This is a genomic window from Halomicrobium zhouii (assembly GCF_900114435.1).
GTDB classification, from domain to species: Archaea; Halobacteriota; Halobacteria; order Halobacteriales; family Haloarculaceae; genus Halomicrobium; species Halomicrobium zhouii.
This window is the reverse complement of record NZ_FOZK01000002.1, coordinates 1,084,042-1,099,676: the sequence shown is the minus strand read 5'-3', so window position 1 is coordinate 1,099,676 and position 15,635 is coordinate 1,084,042. Positions and strand designations below refer to the sequence as shown.

Annotated in this window: 17 protein-coding genes; 12 read left to right on the top strand and 5 right to left on the bottom strand. The window is 66.7% G+C overall.

Features of this window, described 5'->3' with window-relative positions; all coding sequences use genetic code 11:
* The first annotated feature begins 150 nt into the window (after positions 1–150).
* The 5 genes from mfnA (at position 151) to metG (ending at position 7,364) form a co-directional block, all read left to right on the top strand.
* Positions 151–1,206 (top strand): tyrosine decarboxylase MfnA, encoded by a 1,056-nt coding sequence (gene mfnA, locus BM337_RS12615; protein WP_089816949.1) that lies wholly within the window; start codon positions 151–153, stop codon positions 1,204–1,206.
* Between the two features lie 59 nt (positions 1,207–1,265).
* The gene (locus tag BM337_RS12610; RefSeq protein WP_177227471.1) at positions 1,266–3,521 is read left to right on the top strand and encodes a PAS domain S-box protein; all 2,256 of its coding nucleotides are present in this window, start codon (positions 1,266–1,268) and stop codon (positions 3,519–3,521) included.
* 96 nt (positions 3,522–3,617) lie between these two features.
* Positions 3,618–4,253: a response regulator gene (locus BM337_RS12605; RefSeq protein ID WP_089816947.1), complete on the top strand. Its 636-nt coding sequence runs from the start codon at positions 3,618–3,620 to the stop codon at positions 4,251–4,253.
* Positions 4,250–4,915: an RAD55 family ATPase gene (locus BM337_RS12600; protein ID WP_177227469.1), complete on the top strand. Its 666-nt coding sequence runs from the start codon at positions 4,250–4,252 to the stop codon at positions 4,913–4,915. The genes BM337_RS12605 and BM337_RS12600 overlap by 4 nt, the downstream gene beginning before the upstream one ends.
* Positions 4,916–5,216: 301 nt before the next feature.
* Entirely contained in the window at positions 5,217–7,364 is a 2,148-nt protein-coding gene (gene metG / locus BM337_RS12595) for a methionine--tRNA ligase (RefSeq protein ID WP_089816946.1), read from the top strand.
* Between the two features lie 39 nt (positions 7,365–7,403).
* On the opposite strand, the gene BM337_RS12590 is transcribed toward metG, so the two are convergent.
* Complete coding sequence (locus BM337_RS12590) at positions 7,404–8,189, bottom strand: DUF7847 domain-containing protein (RefSeq protein WP_089816945.1); 786 nt, start codon at positions 8,187–8,189, stop codon at positions 7,404–7,406.
* A 129-nt stretch (positions 8,190–8,318) separates the two neighbouring features.
* On the opposite strand from BM337_RS12590, the gene BM337_RS21195 reads away from it, so the two are divergent.
* From BM337_RS21195 to BM337_RS12570, 4 genes are read left to right on the top strand one after another with little or no spacing between them, the layout of a single operon-like run.
* Positions 8,319–8,753, top strand: coding sequence for a DUF7312 domain-containing protein (locus BM337_RS21195; RefSeq protein WP_089816944.1), 435 nt, complete (start codon positions 8,319–8,321; stop codon positions 8,751–8,753).
* Between the two features lie 39 nt (positions 8,754–8,792).
* Positions 8,793–9,398: an NfeD family protein gene (locus BM337_RS12580; RefSeq protein ID WP_089816943.1), complete on the top strand. Its 606-nt coding sequence runs from the start codon at positions 8,793–8,795 to the stop codon at positions 9,396–9,398.
* A 54-nt stretch (positions 9,399–9,452) separates the two neighbouring features.
* Positions 9,453–10,601 carry an SPFH domain-containing protein gene (locus BM337_RS12575; RefSeq protein ID WP_089816942.1) on the top strand — a complete coding sequence of 383 codons (1,149 nt, stop codon included), beginning with the start codon at positions 9,453–9,455 and terminating at the stop codon, positions 10,599–10,601.
* 46 nt (positions 10,602–10,647) lie between these two features.
* Positions 10,648–11,259 carry a winged helix-turn-helix transcriptional regulator gene (locus BM337_RS12570; RefSeq protein WP_089816941.1) on the top strand — a complete coding sequence of 204 codons (612 nt, stop codon included), beginning with the start codon at positions 10,648–10,650 and terminating at the stop codon, positions 11,257–11,259.
* Positions 11,260–11,405: 146 nt separating this feature from the next.
* On the opposite strand, the gene BM337_RS12565 is transcribed toward BM337_RS12570, so the two are convergent.
* Positions 11,406–11,648: a DUF7123 family protein gene (locus tag BM337_RS12565; protein WP_089816940.1), complete on the bottom strand. Its 243-nt coding sequence runs from the start codon at positions 11,646–11,648 to the stop codon at positions 11,406–11,408.
* Positions 11,649–11,954: 306 nt separating this feature from the next.
* Here BM337_RS12565 and BM337_RS12560 point away from each other — a divergent pair, with 306 nt between their 5' ends.
* Complete coding sequence (locus tag BM337_RS12560) at positions 11,955–12,356, top strand: TRAM domain-containing protein (RefSeq protein WP_089816939.1); 402 nt, start codon at positions 11,955–11,957, stop codon at positions 12,354–12,356.
* A gap of 55 nt (positions 12,357–12,411) precedes the next feature.
* Here the strand turns inward: BM337_RS12560 and BM337_RS12555 are convergent, their stop codons facing one another.
* The 3 genes from BM337_RS12555 to BM337_RS12545 form a co-directional block, all read right to left on the bottom strand.
* Positions 12,412–13,107, bottom strand: coding sequence for a YkgJ family cysteine cluster protein (locus tag BM337_RS12555; protein ID WP_089816938.1), 696 nt, complete (start codon positions 13,105–13,107; stop codon positions 12,412–12,414).
* Positions 13,108–13,181: 74 nt separating this feature from the next.
* The gene (locus BM337_RS12550; RefSeq protein WP_089816937.1) at positions 13,182–13,967 is read right to left on the bottom strand and encodes an MBL fold metallo-hydrolase; all 786 of its coding nucleotides are present in this window, start codon (positions 13,965–13,967) and stop codon (positions 13,182–13,184) included.
* A 16-nt stretch (positions 13,968–13,983) separates the two neighbouring features.
* Positions 13,984–14,253 carry a MarR family transcriptional regulator gene (locus tag BM337_RS12545; protein WP_089816936.1) on the bottom strand — a complete coding sequence of 90 codons (270 nt, stop codon included), beginning with the start codon at positions 14,251–14,253 and terminating at the stop codon, positions 13,984–13,986.
* 162 nt (positions 14,254–14,415) lie between these two features.
* Here BM337_RS12545 and BM337_RS12540 point away from each other — a divergent pair, with 162 nt between their 5' ends.
* Together BM337_RS12540 and BM337_RS12535 are read left to right on the top strand one after the other, a co-directional pair.
* Positions 14,416–14,817 carry a PPOX class F420-dependent oxidoreductase gene (locus BM337_RS12540; RefSeq protein ID WP_089816935.1) on the top strand — a complete coding sequence of 134 codons (402 nt, stop codon included), beginning with the start codon at positions 14,416–14,418 and terminating at the stop codon, positions 14,815–14,817.
* 81 nt (positions 14,818–14,898) lie between these two features.
* Positions 14,899–15,603, top strand: coding sequence for a class I SAM-dependent methyltransferase (locus tag BM337_RS12535; RefSeq protein WP_089816934.1), 705 nt, complete (start codon positions 14,899–14,901; stop codon positions 15,601–15,603).
* The last annotated feature ends 32 nt before the right edge of the window (positions 15,604–15,635 follow it).

The following is a 15,635-nucleotide window of genomic DNA, read 5'->3' as shown; positions in this document are numbered from 1 at the left end:
CCTCCCTCCAGTCGGTAGCCTCGTCAACCGGCGTGGGCGGGGCTTTCGGGGTCGGTGTTCATAGCCTCGAACCAGACACACCCGACGGTGTGGTGGACTCCTGAGTCGAACACAACGGCTAAAGGCCACAGGCCCGTGGTATGGGGTAGAATGCAGCGGGCCGCCCCCCAGGACTTCGACCGCGTGCTCTCCTCGATGTGCACGGAACCGCACCCGGCGGCCCGCGAGGCGGCGGAACGATTCCTCGCGACGAACCCCGGCGACCCCGGGACCTACGAACAGGTCGCCGAACTCGAGCGCGAGGCCGTCGAGCGACTTGGCGCCATCACTGGCCTGTCCGACCCGGCGGGCTACGTCACCAGCGGCGGGACGGAGGCCAACATCCAGGCGGTCCGCGTCGCTCGCAACCGCGCCAGCGACTCGACGGAGGACCCGAACGTCGTCGCGCCCGAGCACGTCCACTTCTCGTTCCGGAAGGCCGCGGAGCTACTCGGCGTCGAGTTGCGGACCGCACCGACGACGGGACACCGGGCCGACGTCGACGCGATGGCGGAACTCGTCGACGACGACACGGTGGCCCTCGTCGGCGTCGCCGGCACCACGGAGTACGGCTTCGTCGACCCGATTCCGGCCATCGCCGACCTTGCCGCCGACGCCGGCGCGCTCTGCCACGTCGACGCGGCCTGGGGCGGTTTCTACCTCCCCTTCACCGACCACGAGTGGGGCTTCGACCACGCCGCCGTCGATACGCTCACCATCGACCCCCACAAGGTCGGCCAGGCGGCCGTGCCTGCGGGGGGCCTGCTCGCCCGCTCCGCTGACCTACTGGACGAACTCGCCATCGACACGCCGTACCTCGAATCGACCAGTCAGGTCACCCTCACGGGGACCCGCTCCGGCGCCGGCGTCGCCAGCGCCGTCGCGGCGATGGACGCGCTCTGGTCCGAGGGGTACCGGGAGCAGTACGAGCGCTCGATGGCCAACGCCGAGTGGCTGGCCGACCAGCTGGACGCCCGCGGCCACGACGTCGTCGGCCCCGAACTCCCGCTCGTCGCCGCGGACCTGTCCGTCCCGATGACGGCCGAACTCCGCGAGCGGGGCTGGCGCGTCTCCAAGACCGGCGCCGGCGAGATGCGCGTCGTCTGCATGCCCCACGTCACCCGGTCGATGCTCCGGTCGTTCGTCGCCGACCTGGACTGGTACTGAGAGCGACGCACGTGCGTTCTGACCCCCGGATTGAAGAGCTTCGATACTCCATACCGAACGTGACTGACCGACAGGACCCGCGGTCGACCCTCGTGACGGACGGGGGAATCGACTATCGCGAGGTCTTCGAGAACGCGAACGTCGGTATCGCGATCAACGACCTGGAGACTGGGACGTTCGGCGAGGTCAACCAGCACTACGCGGACATGCTCGGATACGACCCCGACGAACTCGGCGAGAAACGGATCGAGGAAGTCAGCGCCGACGATCCGGCCTTCGACCAGGCGGCGGCCGTGGAACGCATGCAGCGGGTCGTCGATGGCGAGTCCCAGACCTTCGACTGGTTGTTCGAACACCGCGACGGTACCGCCGTCTGGGCCGAAGTGAGCCTGAAGCGCACGACCATCGGTGGGAAGCCGCGAACGATCGCGTTCGTCAGCGATATCACGGACCGGAAGGAGCGAAAGCGTGACCTCGAGTTCGTCGAGGAGATGGTCGACACCCTCGGCGTGGGCGTCGCTGCCTACCGGGAGAGCGGCCGGTTCGAGTACGTCAACCAGCGGCTCGCGGACATCCTCGATACCGAGACGGAGCGACTGCTGGAGTTGTCGATCTGTGACGTCAATCCGGCACTCGAGCCCGAGCGATTCCCGCAGTACTGGGCCTCCTTCGAGGAAGGAGAGACCCGGACGGCGGAGACGACGGTCACGCTCGACGACCACGAGGCCGTCGTCGAGACGGTGACCACCTGCATGGCCGTCGATGGGGTCCGCTATCACTTCGGGACGATCCAGGACGTGACCGAGCGCAAACGACGTGAAGAGCGGTTCCAGGCGTTCGTCGAGCAGTCGAACGACATCATCAGCGTGCTCGACGGCGGCGGGAACTACAAGTACCAGAGTCCGTCCGCGGAGCGGATCCTCGGCTACGATAGTGGAGCGCTGATCGGCGAGAACGCCTTCGAGTACATCCACCAGGACGACCAGGAGCGGGTGATGGAACGGTTCGAGGCCGCCGTCGAGAAACCCGGGGGAGCGATCGTCGTCGAGTTTCGCTTTCGGCACGCCGACGGCTCGTGGCGATGGCTCGAATCTCGCGGGTTCAACCAACTCGAGAACCCCCACGTCCGGGGCTTCGTCGTCAACAGCCGCGACGTGACCGAACGCGAGGAGCACGAACGCCAGATCGGCGAGCTTCACGACGCCACGCGCCGGATGGTCGAGGCGACGGACGCACAGTCAGTCGCCGACATCGGTATCGAGACGATAGAGACGACGCTCGCGCATCCGATCGCCGGCATCTGGTTGAGCGACGAGGGGGGCGAGCGCCTGGAACCGGCAGCCTGGACGACGGCGTCCGAGGACCTCTTCGGCGGCCCGCCCGTATACACGGACGGAGATAGCCTCTCGTGGGAGGCCTTCGCGACCGGTGAATCGATCGTGATAGCGGACCTCAGGGACGCGGGGGGTCGGTACAATCCCGACACGCCGCTCCGCAGCGAGATGGTCATCCCGCTGGGCAAACACGGCGTGTTGAACATCGCCTCACGGGAACCGGACGCCTTCTCGGACAGCGACGTGGCGCTGGCGAAACTGCTCGGGGCGAACGCCCAGTCCGCACTCGACCGCGGTGAACGCGAGGTACAGCTCCAGCGCCAGACCGACCGGATGGAGTTTTTCAACTCCATCCTGCGACACGACGTGCTCAACGCGATGACCGTGATAAAGTCCCGGGCGGAGTTCCTCGAGGCAGACCTCGAGGGCGAGCAACGCGAGGACGCGGCGACGATCGTCCGCTGGAGCGAGGACGTCAAGGAGATCGTCCCCCGCGTGCGCACCGTCCTGGAGACGCTGACTGGCACGGGCGACCCGCACCTGGAGGCGATGGGGCTCGGTCCAGAGCTCGAGGCGGAGATCGCTCGACTCGAACCGACCTACCCGGAGGTCTCTTTCGACGTCTCCGTTCCGGACGGGCCGCCGGTGATCGCGAACGAACTGCTCGGCGACGTGCTCGGGAACGTTCTCACGAACGCGATCGAGCACAACGAGACGGCCGGCCTCCGGATCCAGGTCACGGTAGTGGACGAGGACGGCCACCGCGTCGTTCGCATCGCCGACAACGGGCAGGGCGTCGACGACGAGTACAAGGAGGCGATCTTCCGCCGCGACGAGACCGGCCACGCGAAGTCGGTCGGCTCCGGCTTCGGCCTGTTCTTCGTGGACGCGATGGTGACCGAGTACGGCGGTGCGATAGACGTCGAGGACAACGACGACGGTGGAGCCACCTTCGTCCTGCACTTGCCGACCGCCGAGTGACCGCGTCCGCGGCGGACGTCGCCGTTCCCGCGTCGAACCGGTCTCGTCCCGTCGGGGCAAGGCTCTATACGCTAGAGCAGTGCATGTTACAGAAGAATGGACGACGCCGACACACCGGTCGTACTCATCGTCGAGGACGAACCCGACGTCGCCGAGACCTATCGACGCTGGCTCGAGGGATCCTACGACGTTCGACTGGCGCCGGACGGGCCGGCGGCCCTGGACGCTGTCGACGAGACGGTCGACGTGGTGTTGCTCGACCGGATGATGCCCGGCATGTCGGGCCAGGAGGTTCTCGCCGCGATCCGCGAGCGCGGACTCGAGTGTCGGGTCGCGATGGTGACCGCCGTCGACGCTGACTTCGACGTCATCGAGATGGGGTTCGACGAGTACCTCTCGAAGCCGCCGGAACGGGACGAACTCGAGGCAGCGGTCGAGCGGCTGTACGAACGAGCGGCCCTCGAAGACGACATGCAGGAGTACTACTCGCTCGTCGCCCGTCGTAGCGCTCTCCAGACCGCGAAGACCGAGGCGGAACTGGCTGAGAGCGGGGAGTACGCTGATCTGGTCGATCGGATCGAGGCGGCGGAGACGACCGTCGACGAAGACCTCGGAGACATGGCCGACGACACGGACTTCGTCGGGGCAGTTCGAGAGATCATGGACGACGACGGGGGTCCGGCGGACCCATCTCCGACGGACTCGCCCTCGATGAGAGGTGAGGAAGAGTGAGTTCGGGCTACGCCGTCGGCAATGTCCTCCCCAGCGGGATGCTCTCGGAACTTCGTTCGGGCACCAGCCTCCTGGTCCAGGGCCCCTCGATGATCGGCAAGCGCCAGCTGGCCATCCGCCTCCTGGCTGCCGGCCATCGAGAAGACGACGGGATCCTCTGTGTGACGACGAGCGACAACGCCGAGAAACTGCTCTCGGAGCTAGAAGCAGAGATCCCGAGCCTGGACCGCGACCGCGTCGGTATCGTCGACTGCTCGGGCCGTGACTCCCAGCGAACCATCGAGGAGATCGCGATGGAGCGGGTCTCCTCACCGGGCGATCTCACGGGGATCAGCATCGGGACCGCGAAGCTACTGCAGGCGTTTTCGAAGCGGGACGTCTCCGGCATCCGTCACGGCCTCGTCTCCGTCTCGACGCTGATCCAGTACCTCGACATCGGGACGGTGTTCAAGTTCCTCCACATCTACACCTCGCGGATCGCGGACACGAACGGACTCGGCGTCTTCACGCTCGACGACTCCGCCCACGACCGGCAGAGCGTCAACACGCTGACGAGCGAGTTCGACTGCGTCCTCGAGATGCGCGAGCGTGACGACGGAGACCGCGAGGTTCGCATGAAAGGCCTCCCGGACGTTCCGCGCGGGTGGCACGCCTACGAGTGACCGACCCGGTCGTGACAGCGGCTCACGCGACACAGATACGTTTTTGAAACCGGACGTCCAACCTTCACCCATGCCAGCGACGGCGTCCCCCGGTATGCGCGGCATGATGACCTCCTTCTAGCACCGGGTGGACCGGCTCGACGACGCCCCGCCGGTAAAGCGGCGGGGTGGCCATCGACTGGTGAACCCCGGTGGGTCACCAGTACCGCACGCGTCGAACGCGAATCGTACCAGCAGTCACGACACAGATGACGACAGCAAACCCGCGGGTTTTAGGCCCGCAAGGAGGCATCGCACACACATGAGCCACGACACGCTACCGACCGACGAACCGGCGGTCGTCACGTGCGGGTTGCCCTACGCCAACGGCGACCTGCACGTCGGCCACCTCCGGACCTACGTCGTCGGTGACGCCTACTCGCGCGCGCTCGAACGCGTCGGCCAGCAGACCGCCTTCGTGAGTGGATCGGACATGCACGGGACGCCCATCGTCGTCAACGCCGCCGAAGAGGGCGTCGACCCCGAGGAGTACGCCCTGGAGTACCACGAGAAGTACGCCGAGACGTTCCCGAAGTTCAACGTCGCCTTCGACAACTACGGCCACACCCACGACGAGACCAACACCGAACTCACCCAGTCCTTCGTCGAATCGTGGATCGAGGGGGACCACGTCTACGAGAAGGAGATCCAGGTGGGCTACGACCCCGAGGCCGACCAGTGGCTCCCCGACCGCTTCGTCGAGGGAACCTGCCCCTACTGCGGTGAGCACGCCCGCGGCGACGAGTGCGACGAGGGGTGCCAGCGCCACCTCGAACCCGGCGAGATCGAGGACCCCGTCTCGACGCTGACCGGCAACCCCGCCGAGTACCGCTCCCGGGACCACCGGTTCCTCCGCCTCTCGGACTTCCAGGAGTATCTCCAGGGGTTCATCGACCGCCTCGAAGGGACCGACAACGCCCGCAACCAGCCCCGGGAGTGGATCGAGGGCGAACTGGAGGACCTGTGTATCACGCGGGACCTCGACTGGGGCATCGACTACCCCGGCGACGAGGACACTGACGAGAATACCGGAGACGACCTCGTCCTGTACGTCTGGGTCGACGCACCGATCGAGTACGTCGCCTCGACGAAGCAGTACACCGAGCGCGTCGGGGCCGACGAGTACGACTGGGAGCAGGTCTGGAAAGTCGACGGTGACGAGCGCCACGGTACCGAGTGGGACGACGACTGGACCGACGACGCGGGCGAGATCGTCCACGTCATCGGCCGGGACATCATCCAGCACCACGCGGTCTTCTGGCCGGCCATGCTCCGCGGCGCGGGCTACGCCGAGCCACGGGCCATCCTCGCGGCGGGCTTCGTCGGCATCGACGGCAAGTCCCTCTCCACCTCGCGCAACCGTGCCGTCTGGGCCGAGGAGTACCTCGATACCGGCTTCCACCCCGACCTGTTCCGCTACTACACGATCTCGGGCGCCGGCCTCGAATCGGACGTCGACTTCTCCTGGGACCGCTTCCAGGAGCGCGTCAACGGCCAGCTCGTGGGAAACGTCGGGAACTTCGTCTACCGCTCCCTGCTGTTCGCCCAGCGTAACTACGGCGGCACGCCGGACGTCGAGACGAGCGACGACGTCGAAGCACGCATCGAAGACGCCGTCGAGGAGTTCAGGGAGGCCGTCGCGGAGTACGACCTCCGGACCGTCGCCGACGCCGCGGTCGAACTGGCCGACTACGGCAACGAGTACATCCAGCGCAACGAGCCCTGGAACCTCGTCGACGACGATCCCGACGAGGCGGCGCAGGTCATCCGCGACTGCGTTCAGCTATCCAAGGCCGTCGCCGTCCTCATGCAGCCCGTTCTCCCCGAGAAGTCCCAGAACGCCTGGGAACAGATCGGAGAGAGCGGCACCGTCGAGGACGCCAACCTCGAGGCGGCACTGGAAGCCCCGCCCGCCGAGTTCGACGAGCCCGAAGAGCTGTTCGCCAAGGTCGAGGACGACGAGATCGAGGCGCTCAACGAGGACCTCCGCGAGCGCGTGCAGGCCGCGAGCGAGGGCGATGATGACGAAACCGACGGGAACGACGACGAGGAGACGTCCGACCAGGCCGTCGACCTCGAACCGCTCGAAGACGAGCGCATCAGCTTCGACGACTTCCAGGGGATCGACCTGCGCGTCGGCGAGATCGAGTCGGCCGAGCCCATCGAGGACTCGGACAAACTCGTCAAGCTCCAGGTCGACATCGGCCACGGGGTCCGCCAGGTTGTCGCCGGGATCAAACAGCTCCACGACGTCGACGAGCTTCCGGGCACCCGCGTCGTCTTGCTGGCCAACATGGAGAAGGCCGAACTGTTCGGCACCGAATCCAACGGGATGGTGCTGGCGGCCGGCGACGAGGCCGACCTGCTGACCACCCACGAGGACTCCCCGCTCGGGACACGCGTCCACTGAACGGGTCGAGAACTGCGTTTTCGACCAGTTCGACCGTTTCTACGGGCGATTCGCTTCCGCGCCCCGAACTTGCTCGAAGGCCCGCGTCGTCGCCGCGATACTGAAGACCAGGACGAACGCGGACGTGACGGCCCCGGCGACCGCTCCCGCCAGCGGCGAGACGAGGCCGACGAGCGCGGGCGGGATGCTGGCCACGAGACCGACCAGGGCGACCACGACGGCGAGGCCGACCAGGTCCAGGCGGTTACCGGCCGACAGGTCCCAGGCGCGCCCCATCGCCTCGGACGTGGTGGCGTCCTCGAGGGCGATGACCTGCCTGACGAAGTAGAAGGACAGGGCCAGGAAGATCCCGGGGATGATCAGGAGGACGAGTCCTATCGCCGTCGCTATCGCGACGAGAACGCCCGCGACGACGGCGTGGAGCGTCGCCCACGCGAGGTTCCGGCGGACGAGGGTGGCGGGGATGGTCCGGGTCTCCGCCGACGCGAAGACGCGAATCGCGGCGATCCTGAGCGCTTCCTCGCCGACGGCGAACAGGACGGAGAGCCCCACGACGGTCCCGGGCGGGAACGTCGTCACGTGCCAGTCGATTCCGTCCGAAGTGACGTCGAAGAGCGGTTCCAGCGGCGAGGGCGTCGTTCCGTCTGTGCTGGTCATTATTTCCGACTGCTCGGTGAAGAACGCCGCGTACGTCCCGGTAGTCGCTTCGCTGGCGAGCGTTCCGAGGAGTCCGAACGCGACGAAGGCCGCGACGAGCAGCAGGCCGTTTCGCTGGAAGGTCCGGCTGAGTCCCTGCTCGACGGCGGCCAGTACGTGGAGGGCCATAGCGGGTGCATTCCGGGCCGGGATAAATGGTTTCCGTCACGTGGCTGCCGGAATTAGGGCGAACCCCTCGTCGGTTCCTCGCCGGCGGCACGCGAGGCGCTTTAGTAGCGCGACGAACAACCCCTCTGTATGCGAGACGACGCGGGTCGCGGGGCAGACGACGGCGAGGAGTCCCGGGACGGAACCTGGGGCGGTCCCGCCAGCGACGAGCGCGTAAACGGCGACGGACCCGACGAGGAACAGGAGCGGGAGTACTACAACCAGCAGTACGAGGCGGGGGTCGTGGACGGGGACGACGACGGCGACGGCAGCGACGACGAGGACGTCGGCGGCAACGTCGCCGGTGAGTTCCGCCCCTCGGCGACCATCGAACCGGGAACGCCGTCGCTGGAGAACTCGCTGTTCGTCGTCTTCGGGGCGTACGTCGCCGTCCTGGGGCTGACGCGGCTGTTCGTCGACGTCCAGGGGTTCGACGCGCAGGACCTGCTCGTCCTCACGGGTGGGACGTTCCTGGTCGGCCTCGTCCTCTTCGGCTTTTTCGGCGTGTTGACATCCGACTCCTGACCCCCGACACTTAATTTCGCCGGGACCCTAGCCTCGGATATGCCGGAACTGTTCAGCGAGTCGATATCCTTCTTCCTGTTCCTGGCCGGCGCCATCCTCCTCGTCGCGGAGGCGTTCGCGCCGGGTGCGCATCTCTTCGTCCTCGGGGTGGCACTGCTGTCCGCCGGGCTGGTGGGGCTGTTGCTCCCCGGCGGGCTGGGTATCTTCGCGCCGATAATCCTCGCCGTCGTCGTGCTGGCCCTGACCGGACTGACGCTCTGGGGCTACCGGCGGCTGGACATCTACGGGGGCGAGGGCGCGGCGGAGACGAGCCACTCCGGGTCACTCAGGGGCCAGTTCGGGACGGTCACCGAGCGAGTGACCACCACCGAGGGCGAGGTCAAACTCGAAGACGGCGGCTTCAACCCCTACTACCGCGCCCGGAGCGTCGAAGGCGAGATCGAGGTGGGAAGCGAGGTGATGGTCGTCGACCCCGGCGGCGGCAACGTGGTGACCGTCGAGTCGGTTGCCGCCGGCGACGACATCGATCGCGCGCTCGCACGGGAGCGAGACGCGTCGGACTCCGACGGAAACGTCGCGAGCGAGGGCGACAGCGCCGGCGACGGGACACGGGAGACGGACGTCGAGTCGGACCGGGCCTCCTGAGGCGTGGAAGCACACCGAACACTTTTATTTTAGGGAACCTGAAACTCGAACGTTATGCTACCAACAGTGGTCCTCCAGGGTGGCGGCGCCGGAGTCATGTTCGTCGGCGTCATCCTCCTGTTACTCGTCATCGCACTGGTGTACTCCAGCATCGTCATCATCCGACCCTATCAGCAGGGCGCGTACACGGTCCTCGGTTCGTACAACGGTCTGCTCGACCAGGGTATCCACTTCGTCTGGCCGTTCGTCTCCGACGTGACGCGCTTCGACATGCGTACCCAGACGCTGGACGTCCCCCGTCAGGAAGCAATCACCCGCGACAACTCGCCCGTGACCGCCGACGCCGTCGTCTACATCAAGGTGATGGACCCGAAGAAGGCGTTCCTCGAGGTCGAGAACTACGAGCGGGCGACCTCCAACCTCGCCCAGACGACGCTCCGCGCGGTGCTGGGCGACATGGAACTCGACGACACGCTCAACAAGCGCGGCGAGATCAACTCCCGCATCCGCCAGGAACTCGACGAACCCACCGACGAGTGGGGGATCCGCGTCGAGAGCGTCGAGGTCCGCGAGGTCAACCCCTCGAAGGACGTCCAGCAGGCGATGGAGCAACAGACCTCCGCCGAGCGAAAGCGCCGCGCCATGATCCTGGAGGCCCAGGGTGAACGGCGCAGCGCCGTCGAGACGGCGGAAGGTGACAAGCAGTCCAACATCATCCGCGCACAGGGTGAAAAGCAGAGCCAGATCCTCGAAGCGCAGGGTGACGCCATCTCGACCGTCCTCCGCGCGAAATCTGCCGAAGCGATGGGCGAGCGCGCCATCATCGACAAGGGGATGGAGACGCTGGAAGGAATCGGCCAGAGCGAGTCGACGACGTTCGTCCTCCCCCAGGAACTCACCTCGCTCGTCGGTCGCTACGGCAAGCACCTGAGCGGCTCCGACGTCAAGGAGAACGGCCACGTGCTCGAGGGCCTCGAGTTCGACGAGGAGGCCCGCGAGATGCTCGGTCTCGACGACATCGAGAAGATCCTCGGCCAGATCGACCAGGAGGCGGACGTCGACGTCGAGGAGATGGAACAGGCCGCACAGGCCGTCAAACACGGCGAGGATCCGAACGAAATCTCCGACCCCGACGAGGTCATCGAGGAGATGGACCAGGAGTTCAACGCCGACGGCGGGTCGACCGCCTCGGACGAGAACTGATCCTAGTCGAAGCCGTTTTACACGTCCTCGTCATACCAACGTATCAATGGGTCGGGATGGTGACGTCGACGAGTCCAAGCGGGCTACCCTCCGGCGGTTCGCCGCACTCGGCGCGGCGAGTCCGCTCGTCCGCTTCTCGGAGAGCGAAAGCGGAAGCGGGAGCGACGCCCGCGACGCCATCGCCGGCTACCTCTCGACGACGCCGGGCGCGCACTTTTCGAAGATCCGTGACGACCTCCAGCTGGGCACCGGCGAGACCCAGCACCACCTCAGGGAACTGGCCGAGAACGGCGCCATCGAGAGCCAGAAGGACGGCGACTATCGCCGGTTCTTCCCCGCCGACCAGTTCAGCGAGTACGAGAAGGTGACGCTCGGGTACCTCCGGCGGGACACCACTCGCGGGATGCTCGTCGCGTTGCTCCGCGACCCGACGACGACGGCGGGGGACCTGGCCGACCACCTCGGCGTCTCGCGGCCGACGGTCAGCAAGTACGCCGCCGAACTGGAAGCAGCCGGCCTCCTCTCCCGGGAGGACGGCTACGCGGTGGACGCGCCGGAGACGGTGCTGACGCTGGTCGTTCGCTACGCGGATTCGTTCGACACCGACGCCGTCGCCCTCGCCTCGGAGGCGGCGGACCTCCTCGCGTACGACCCCTGACCTGGTCGTCTATCGACTGGCCTGGACCGGGCGCCGTTCTCCAGCGAGCGAACTACCGGCCGGAGTGAGGACGACGTCCGTCGAGAGCAGTCGCTCGAACCACTGGCAGCGTCGAAAAGAGACCGTTGCCGTGCAGTCCGCTCTCCCTAGGCGGTGACCTTCCAGGTCGTCGAGGAGGAGTAGCCCCACTTCTCGACCTCGACGTCGAACTCGCCGCCCTCGATGGCGGTCATGTTCGTCCCGACTTCCTTGGCCGAGAGGTCCAGTTCGTCGCCGATGAGTCGTGACTTGAAGTAGGTCTGGGTGTCGGCGTTGTCCCGGAGGAACTCCAGGATGCGGCGTTGCTTGTCCGAGAGGCGGGTGTCCGTCGTCGACGCTGTCGCGCTCATATCAATACAGTTGGGGGAAACGGTCTTAGTGGGTTTGGTACAGTCGGTTAACGGCTCGCTTTCTTGCGGTTTTCGCGGTCATGCCGCCGGTATTCGACCGGCCCGCTGTCGTCACTGGTACGGTCGGGTAACCGGCACCTACTCCGTGGAAAGCCCGGTGACGGCACGAGCGGTCCGCGTGAGCGCTCGCGGATGTGATGGACTACCCGGAGACATCGGTACGTCTCTCTAGGGACGCGAGACCAGGGAGACCGACGTAACATCTTTATCAGTGGCCTTCAATGCGGGGAGTAGAGGTCTAAAGCTGTGGAAATCTCAGAGAAACTCTTGTGTCTGTTCAGTGCGGAGGTCTCCGAGGACGGGGACAGCTACGTCGTCGAGGTACCGCGTCGCGAGGTCGACACCGGATCTATTCAGCCCGGCGAGACCTACCGGGTCGCGCTCATCGCCGCCGACGAATCCGAGGAGACGAGCGAGGACGGCGGGACGACGACGGCGCCGACCGAACCCCAGCCGCCGGTCGAAGGCGGCGAGATACGCTACGTCGAGATCGAGGACATCGGCAAGCAGGGCGACGGCATCGCTCGCGTCGAGCGCGGCTACGTCATCATCGTCCCCGGCGCAGAGATCGGCGAGCGCGTCAAAGTCGAGATCAGCGAGGTAAAGTCCAACTTCGCCGTCGGCGAGATCATCGACGAAGAGTTCTAGGCGCTCGTTTCTCCCGCTCGGACGGCCGTACTCGGACGACGTCCCTTCAGGTCGCCTACTCCACCGGCGTCCCGTCGGGCCGTTTCGGGCCCTCGGAGTCGTGCACGACGACTCCCTGGTCGGGCCTGGCCGGCTCGTAGTTCTCCCTGACGTCGATGGCCGACGCCAGTTCCCGAACCGCCCGCTCCCTGAGTGTGGCCGCCAGTTCCTCGGCGTCCGCCCGGGAGATGTCCCGGCCGAGGCCCTCGCACTCGTGGGCCCGGACCATCCCCGCCTCGTCGACGGCCTCACCCATCGGCTGACTGGTCCCACCGAGCGCGACGCTGAAGGGGTACGTCTGGCAGATGAGCGGGCGGTCCCCGTGGACGGAGCAGGCGCCGACGCCGTCCTCGTCTTCCTCGTAAAAGGTGCAGTCGCCGCAGTCGTCGGTCTGGAGGGCCCACTCGAAGGTCTCGCCCTCGGGACCGTCCTCGCCCTCGCGGACGCCGAAGGGCATCGGCCGCGCGACGTCGCGCCAGTCGTACTCCTTCTCTCCGGCCGACTGCAGCCGACGGACTTCCTCGGGCTGGACCGTCGCCGTGTGCGGTTCGGTGTCGGCGTGCTCGTCGTCGGCCTCGCTCTCTTCGATCTCGTTCGCCTTGCAGCAGGCGCCACAGCGCGTGCACTCGAAGCCGATTCGCTCGATAGCGTCGGCCAGGTCGCCCACGTCGAGGGCTCGCGCGCGTTCGAGTTCGGCTTCGAGTGATTCCACGTGAACGAGTACGTGCCAGCGGTGAAAAGGAGTACGGAACGTGAACCTCGACTCCCGCGTAGCCTCTGGAAGGGCTAAGCGGGCCGCACTCGCCGACCGTCCCACTCGACCCGGCCCTCCGCGGCGAGCTTTTCGAGGTGGGCTCGCACCGTCGCGCCTGCGAGATCCCGCACGCCCGTGAGGTCCTTCTCGTATGCGGCGTCGAGGACGTCGTCGACCAACGTCGCACCGGATTCGACCGCGGCGAGCACGCGCTGCTCGCGGTCCAGACGGTGCTCGATCAGTCGCGCGCACGCGGCTCGCGGGTCGGTCACGACCGGGCCGTGGCCGGGGAGGAGCCGTGCGGAGGAGGAGATGCGAGCGTGGACACGTCTGAGTGAACTCAGGTACGCCCGGACGTCGCCCTCGGGTGCGCCGACGACGACGCTCCCCTCGGCCACCGCGAGGTCGCCAACGAGGAGATCCTCGTCGACGGCGAAGGCGACGTGTTCTGGGGCGTGGCCCGGCGTCTCGACGACACCGACGTGGCCGCTGTCGCCCAGTGGAATGACCGTCCCGTCGCGAAAGGTCCTGTCCGGCGCGATGCCGGTGGCCGATTCGAACGCGTCTTCACGGCCCGCCCGTGCCCAGACGGTCGCGTCGAACTCGCGGGCGTACGCCGCGACGGCGCCGACGTGGTCCGGGTGGTGGTGGGTGACCGCGACGTGCGCGAGCGTCCTGTCCGCGAGAACCTCGTCGAGCGCGGGCGTTCGACGCGCCGGGTCGACGAGGAGCGCATCGGTCCGACCGACCACGTACGCATTCGTCTGGCCGCCGGGGGCGCGGGTTTCGACGTCGACCGGGATTCGCGTGCGTTCCATCCACTCGCCCGGCAGTTCACACCGACAGGAAGTAAACCTGCTTCCGGGCGTCGGAGAAGCTGTAGCGGGAGTCGACCAGGTCGCACTCCTCGAGTCGGTTCAGGGCGTAGCGGACGGTCCGGTCGGGGAGCAGCGACTCCTCGACGAGCTGGCCCTGGGAGAGGGGTTCACCGGACTGGAGGACTTTTGCCACGAGTTTGGCGCTCGGCGGTAGTTCACGCAGGGTTTCACGGAACGCTTGCTCGGTGAACGGATCAGTCGTGGGTTCCTCGGTGGTCGTGCTCATACGAAAGCCTGCAGCGACGTCACTGGTAAAACTTCGCTATATGGAGGTCAATACAATGGAAAGTATACAGTGCATATAATGACCCCTTATATTCCCGGATTCGGGTGATCGATCTGGCGGTTTCGGCGAACGCTGAAAGGGCTGGCGTGACTCGCTGGACGTATGGCAGCGATACCCGAGGCGTTCCACGACCTGTTCGAGAAGCGGACGTTCGCCCACGTCGCGACGCTGATGGGCGACGACACCCCCCAGGTGACGCCGGTGTGGGTCGATTACGACAGCGACCGCGACCGCCTGTTGCTCAACACCGTCCGCGGGCGGTTGAAAGAGCGGAACCTCCAGCGGAACCCGAAGGTCGGCGTGAGCATGACGGACCCCGAGGACCCCTACCGATTCCTCTCGGTCCGGGGCGAGGTCGACGCGATGGTCGAAGACGGCGCCGTCGACCACATCGACGAACTGGCGCGCCGGTACATGGACGTCGACGAGTACCCGAACAAGGAAAACGAGGAAGGAGCCCGCGTCATCGTCGAGATCCGGCCCGACCACGTGGCGACCTCGTAGCCCGGCAGCGACCGGGAGGACCGCGTCGTCGTTACGTCGAAGCAGTATCGTTTTATTCCCCGGGTGGCGAAACCTGTTCACGTGAAAGGGCAGGAGTGGTACCAGGCTGACGACGTCGCCGAGGAGTACGATTCGAAGCGCTTCTCGCGCGGCGGGCGCCTCATCGACAGTCGTGAAAAGGAAGCGGTGCTGGACGCGATCAGCCCCGTCGAGGGGAAGTCCGTCCTCGAAGTCGCCTGCGGGACCGGCAGGTTCACCGTGATGCTCGCCGAACGCGGCGCCGACATCGTCGGCCTCGACATCTCCGGGCCGATGCTCCAGCAGGGGCGAACCAAGGCCCAGGCGGCGGGCGTCGACGACCACGTGGAGTTCATGCGTGGCGACGCCGCGCGGTTGCCGTTCCCCGACGACCACTTCGACGTCGTCATGGCCATGCGGTTCTTCCACCTCGCGGACACCCCCGCCTCGTTCCTCGCCGAACTCCGGCGCGTCTCGAAGGAGCAGGTGGTGTTCGACACGTTCAACCGGTTCTCGACGCGGTCGCTGTACAACTGGGCGCTGCCGATGGGGTCGCGGCTGTACTCCCGCTGGGAGATCGACCGCCTCCTCGACGGGGCGAACCTGGAACTGGCCAGCGACGAACACGACTTCGTCCTGCCCTACGGCTTCTACCGGAAGATCCCGAACAGTCTCGCCACCGCGTTCCGCTCGCTCGACACCGCCGTCGGGAAGTCGCCTGTCGGCGACTCACTGGCCTCTGTGTCGTACTGGGACGCCCGGGTCTGACCGGCCGCGCGCCCGCTTCCCCGCAAATGGCA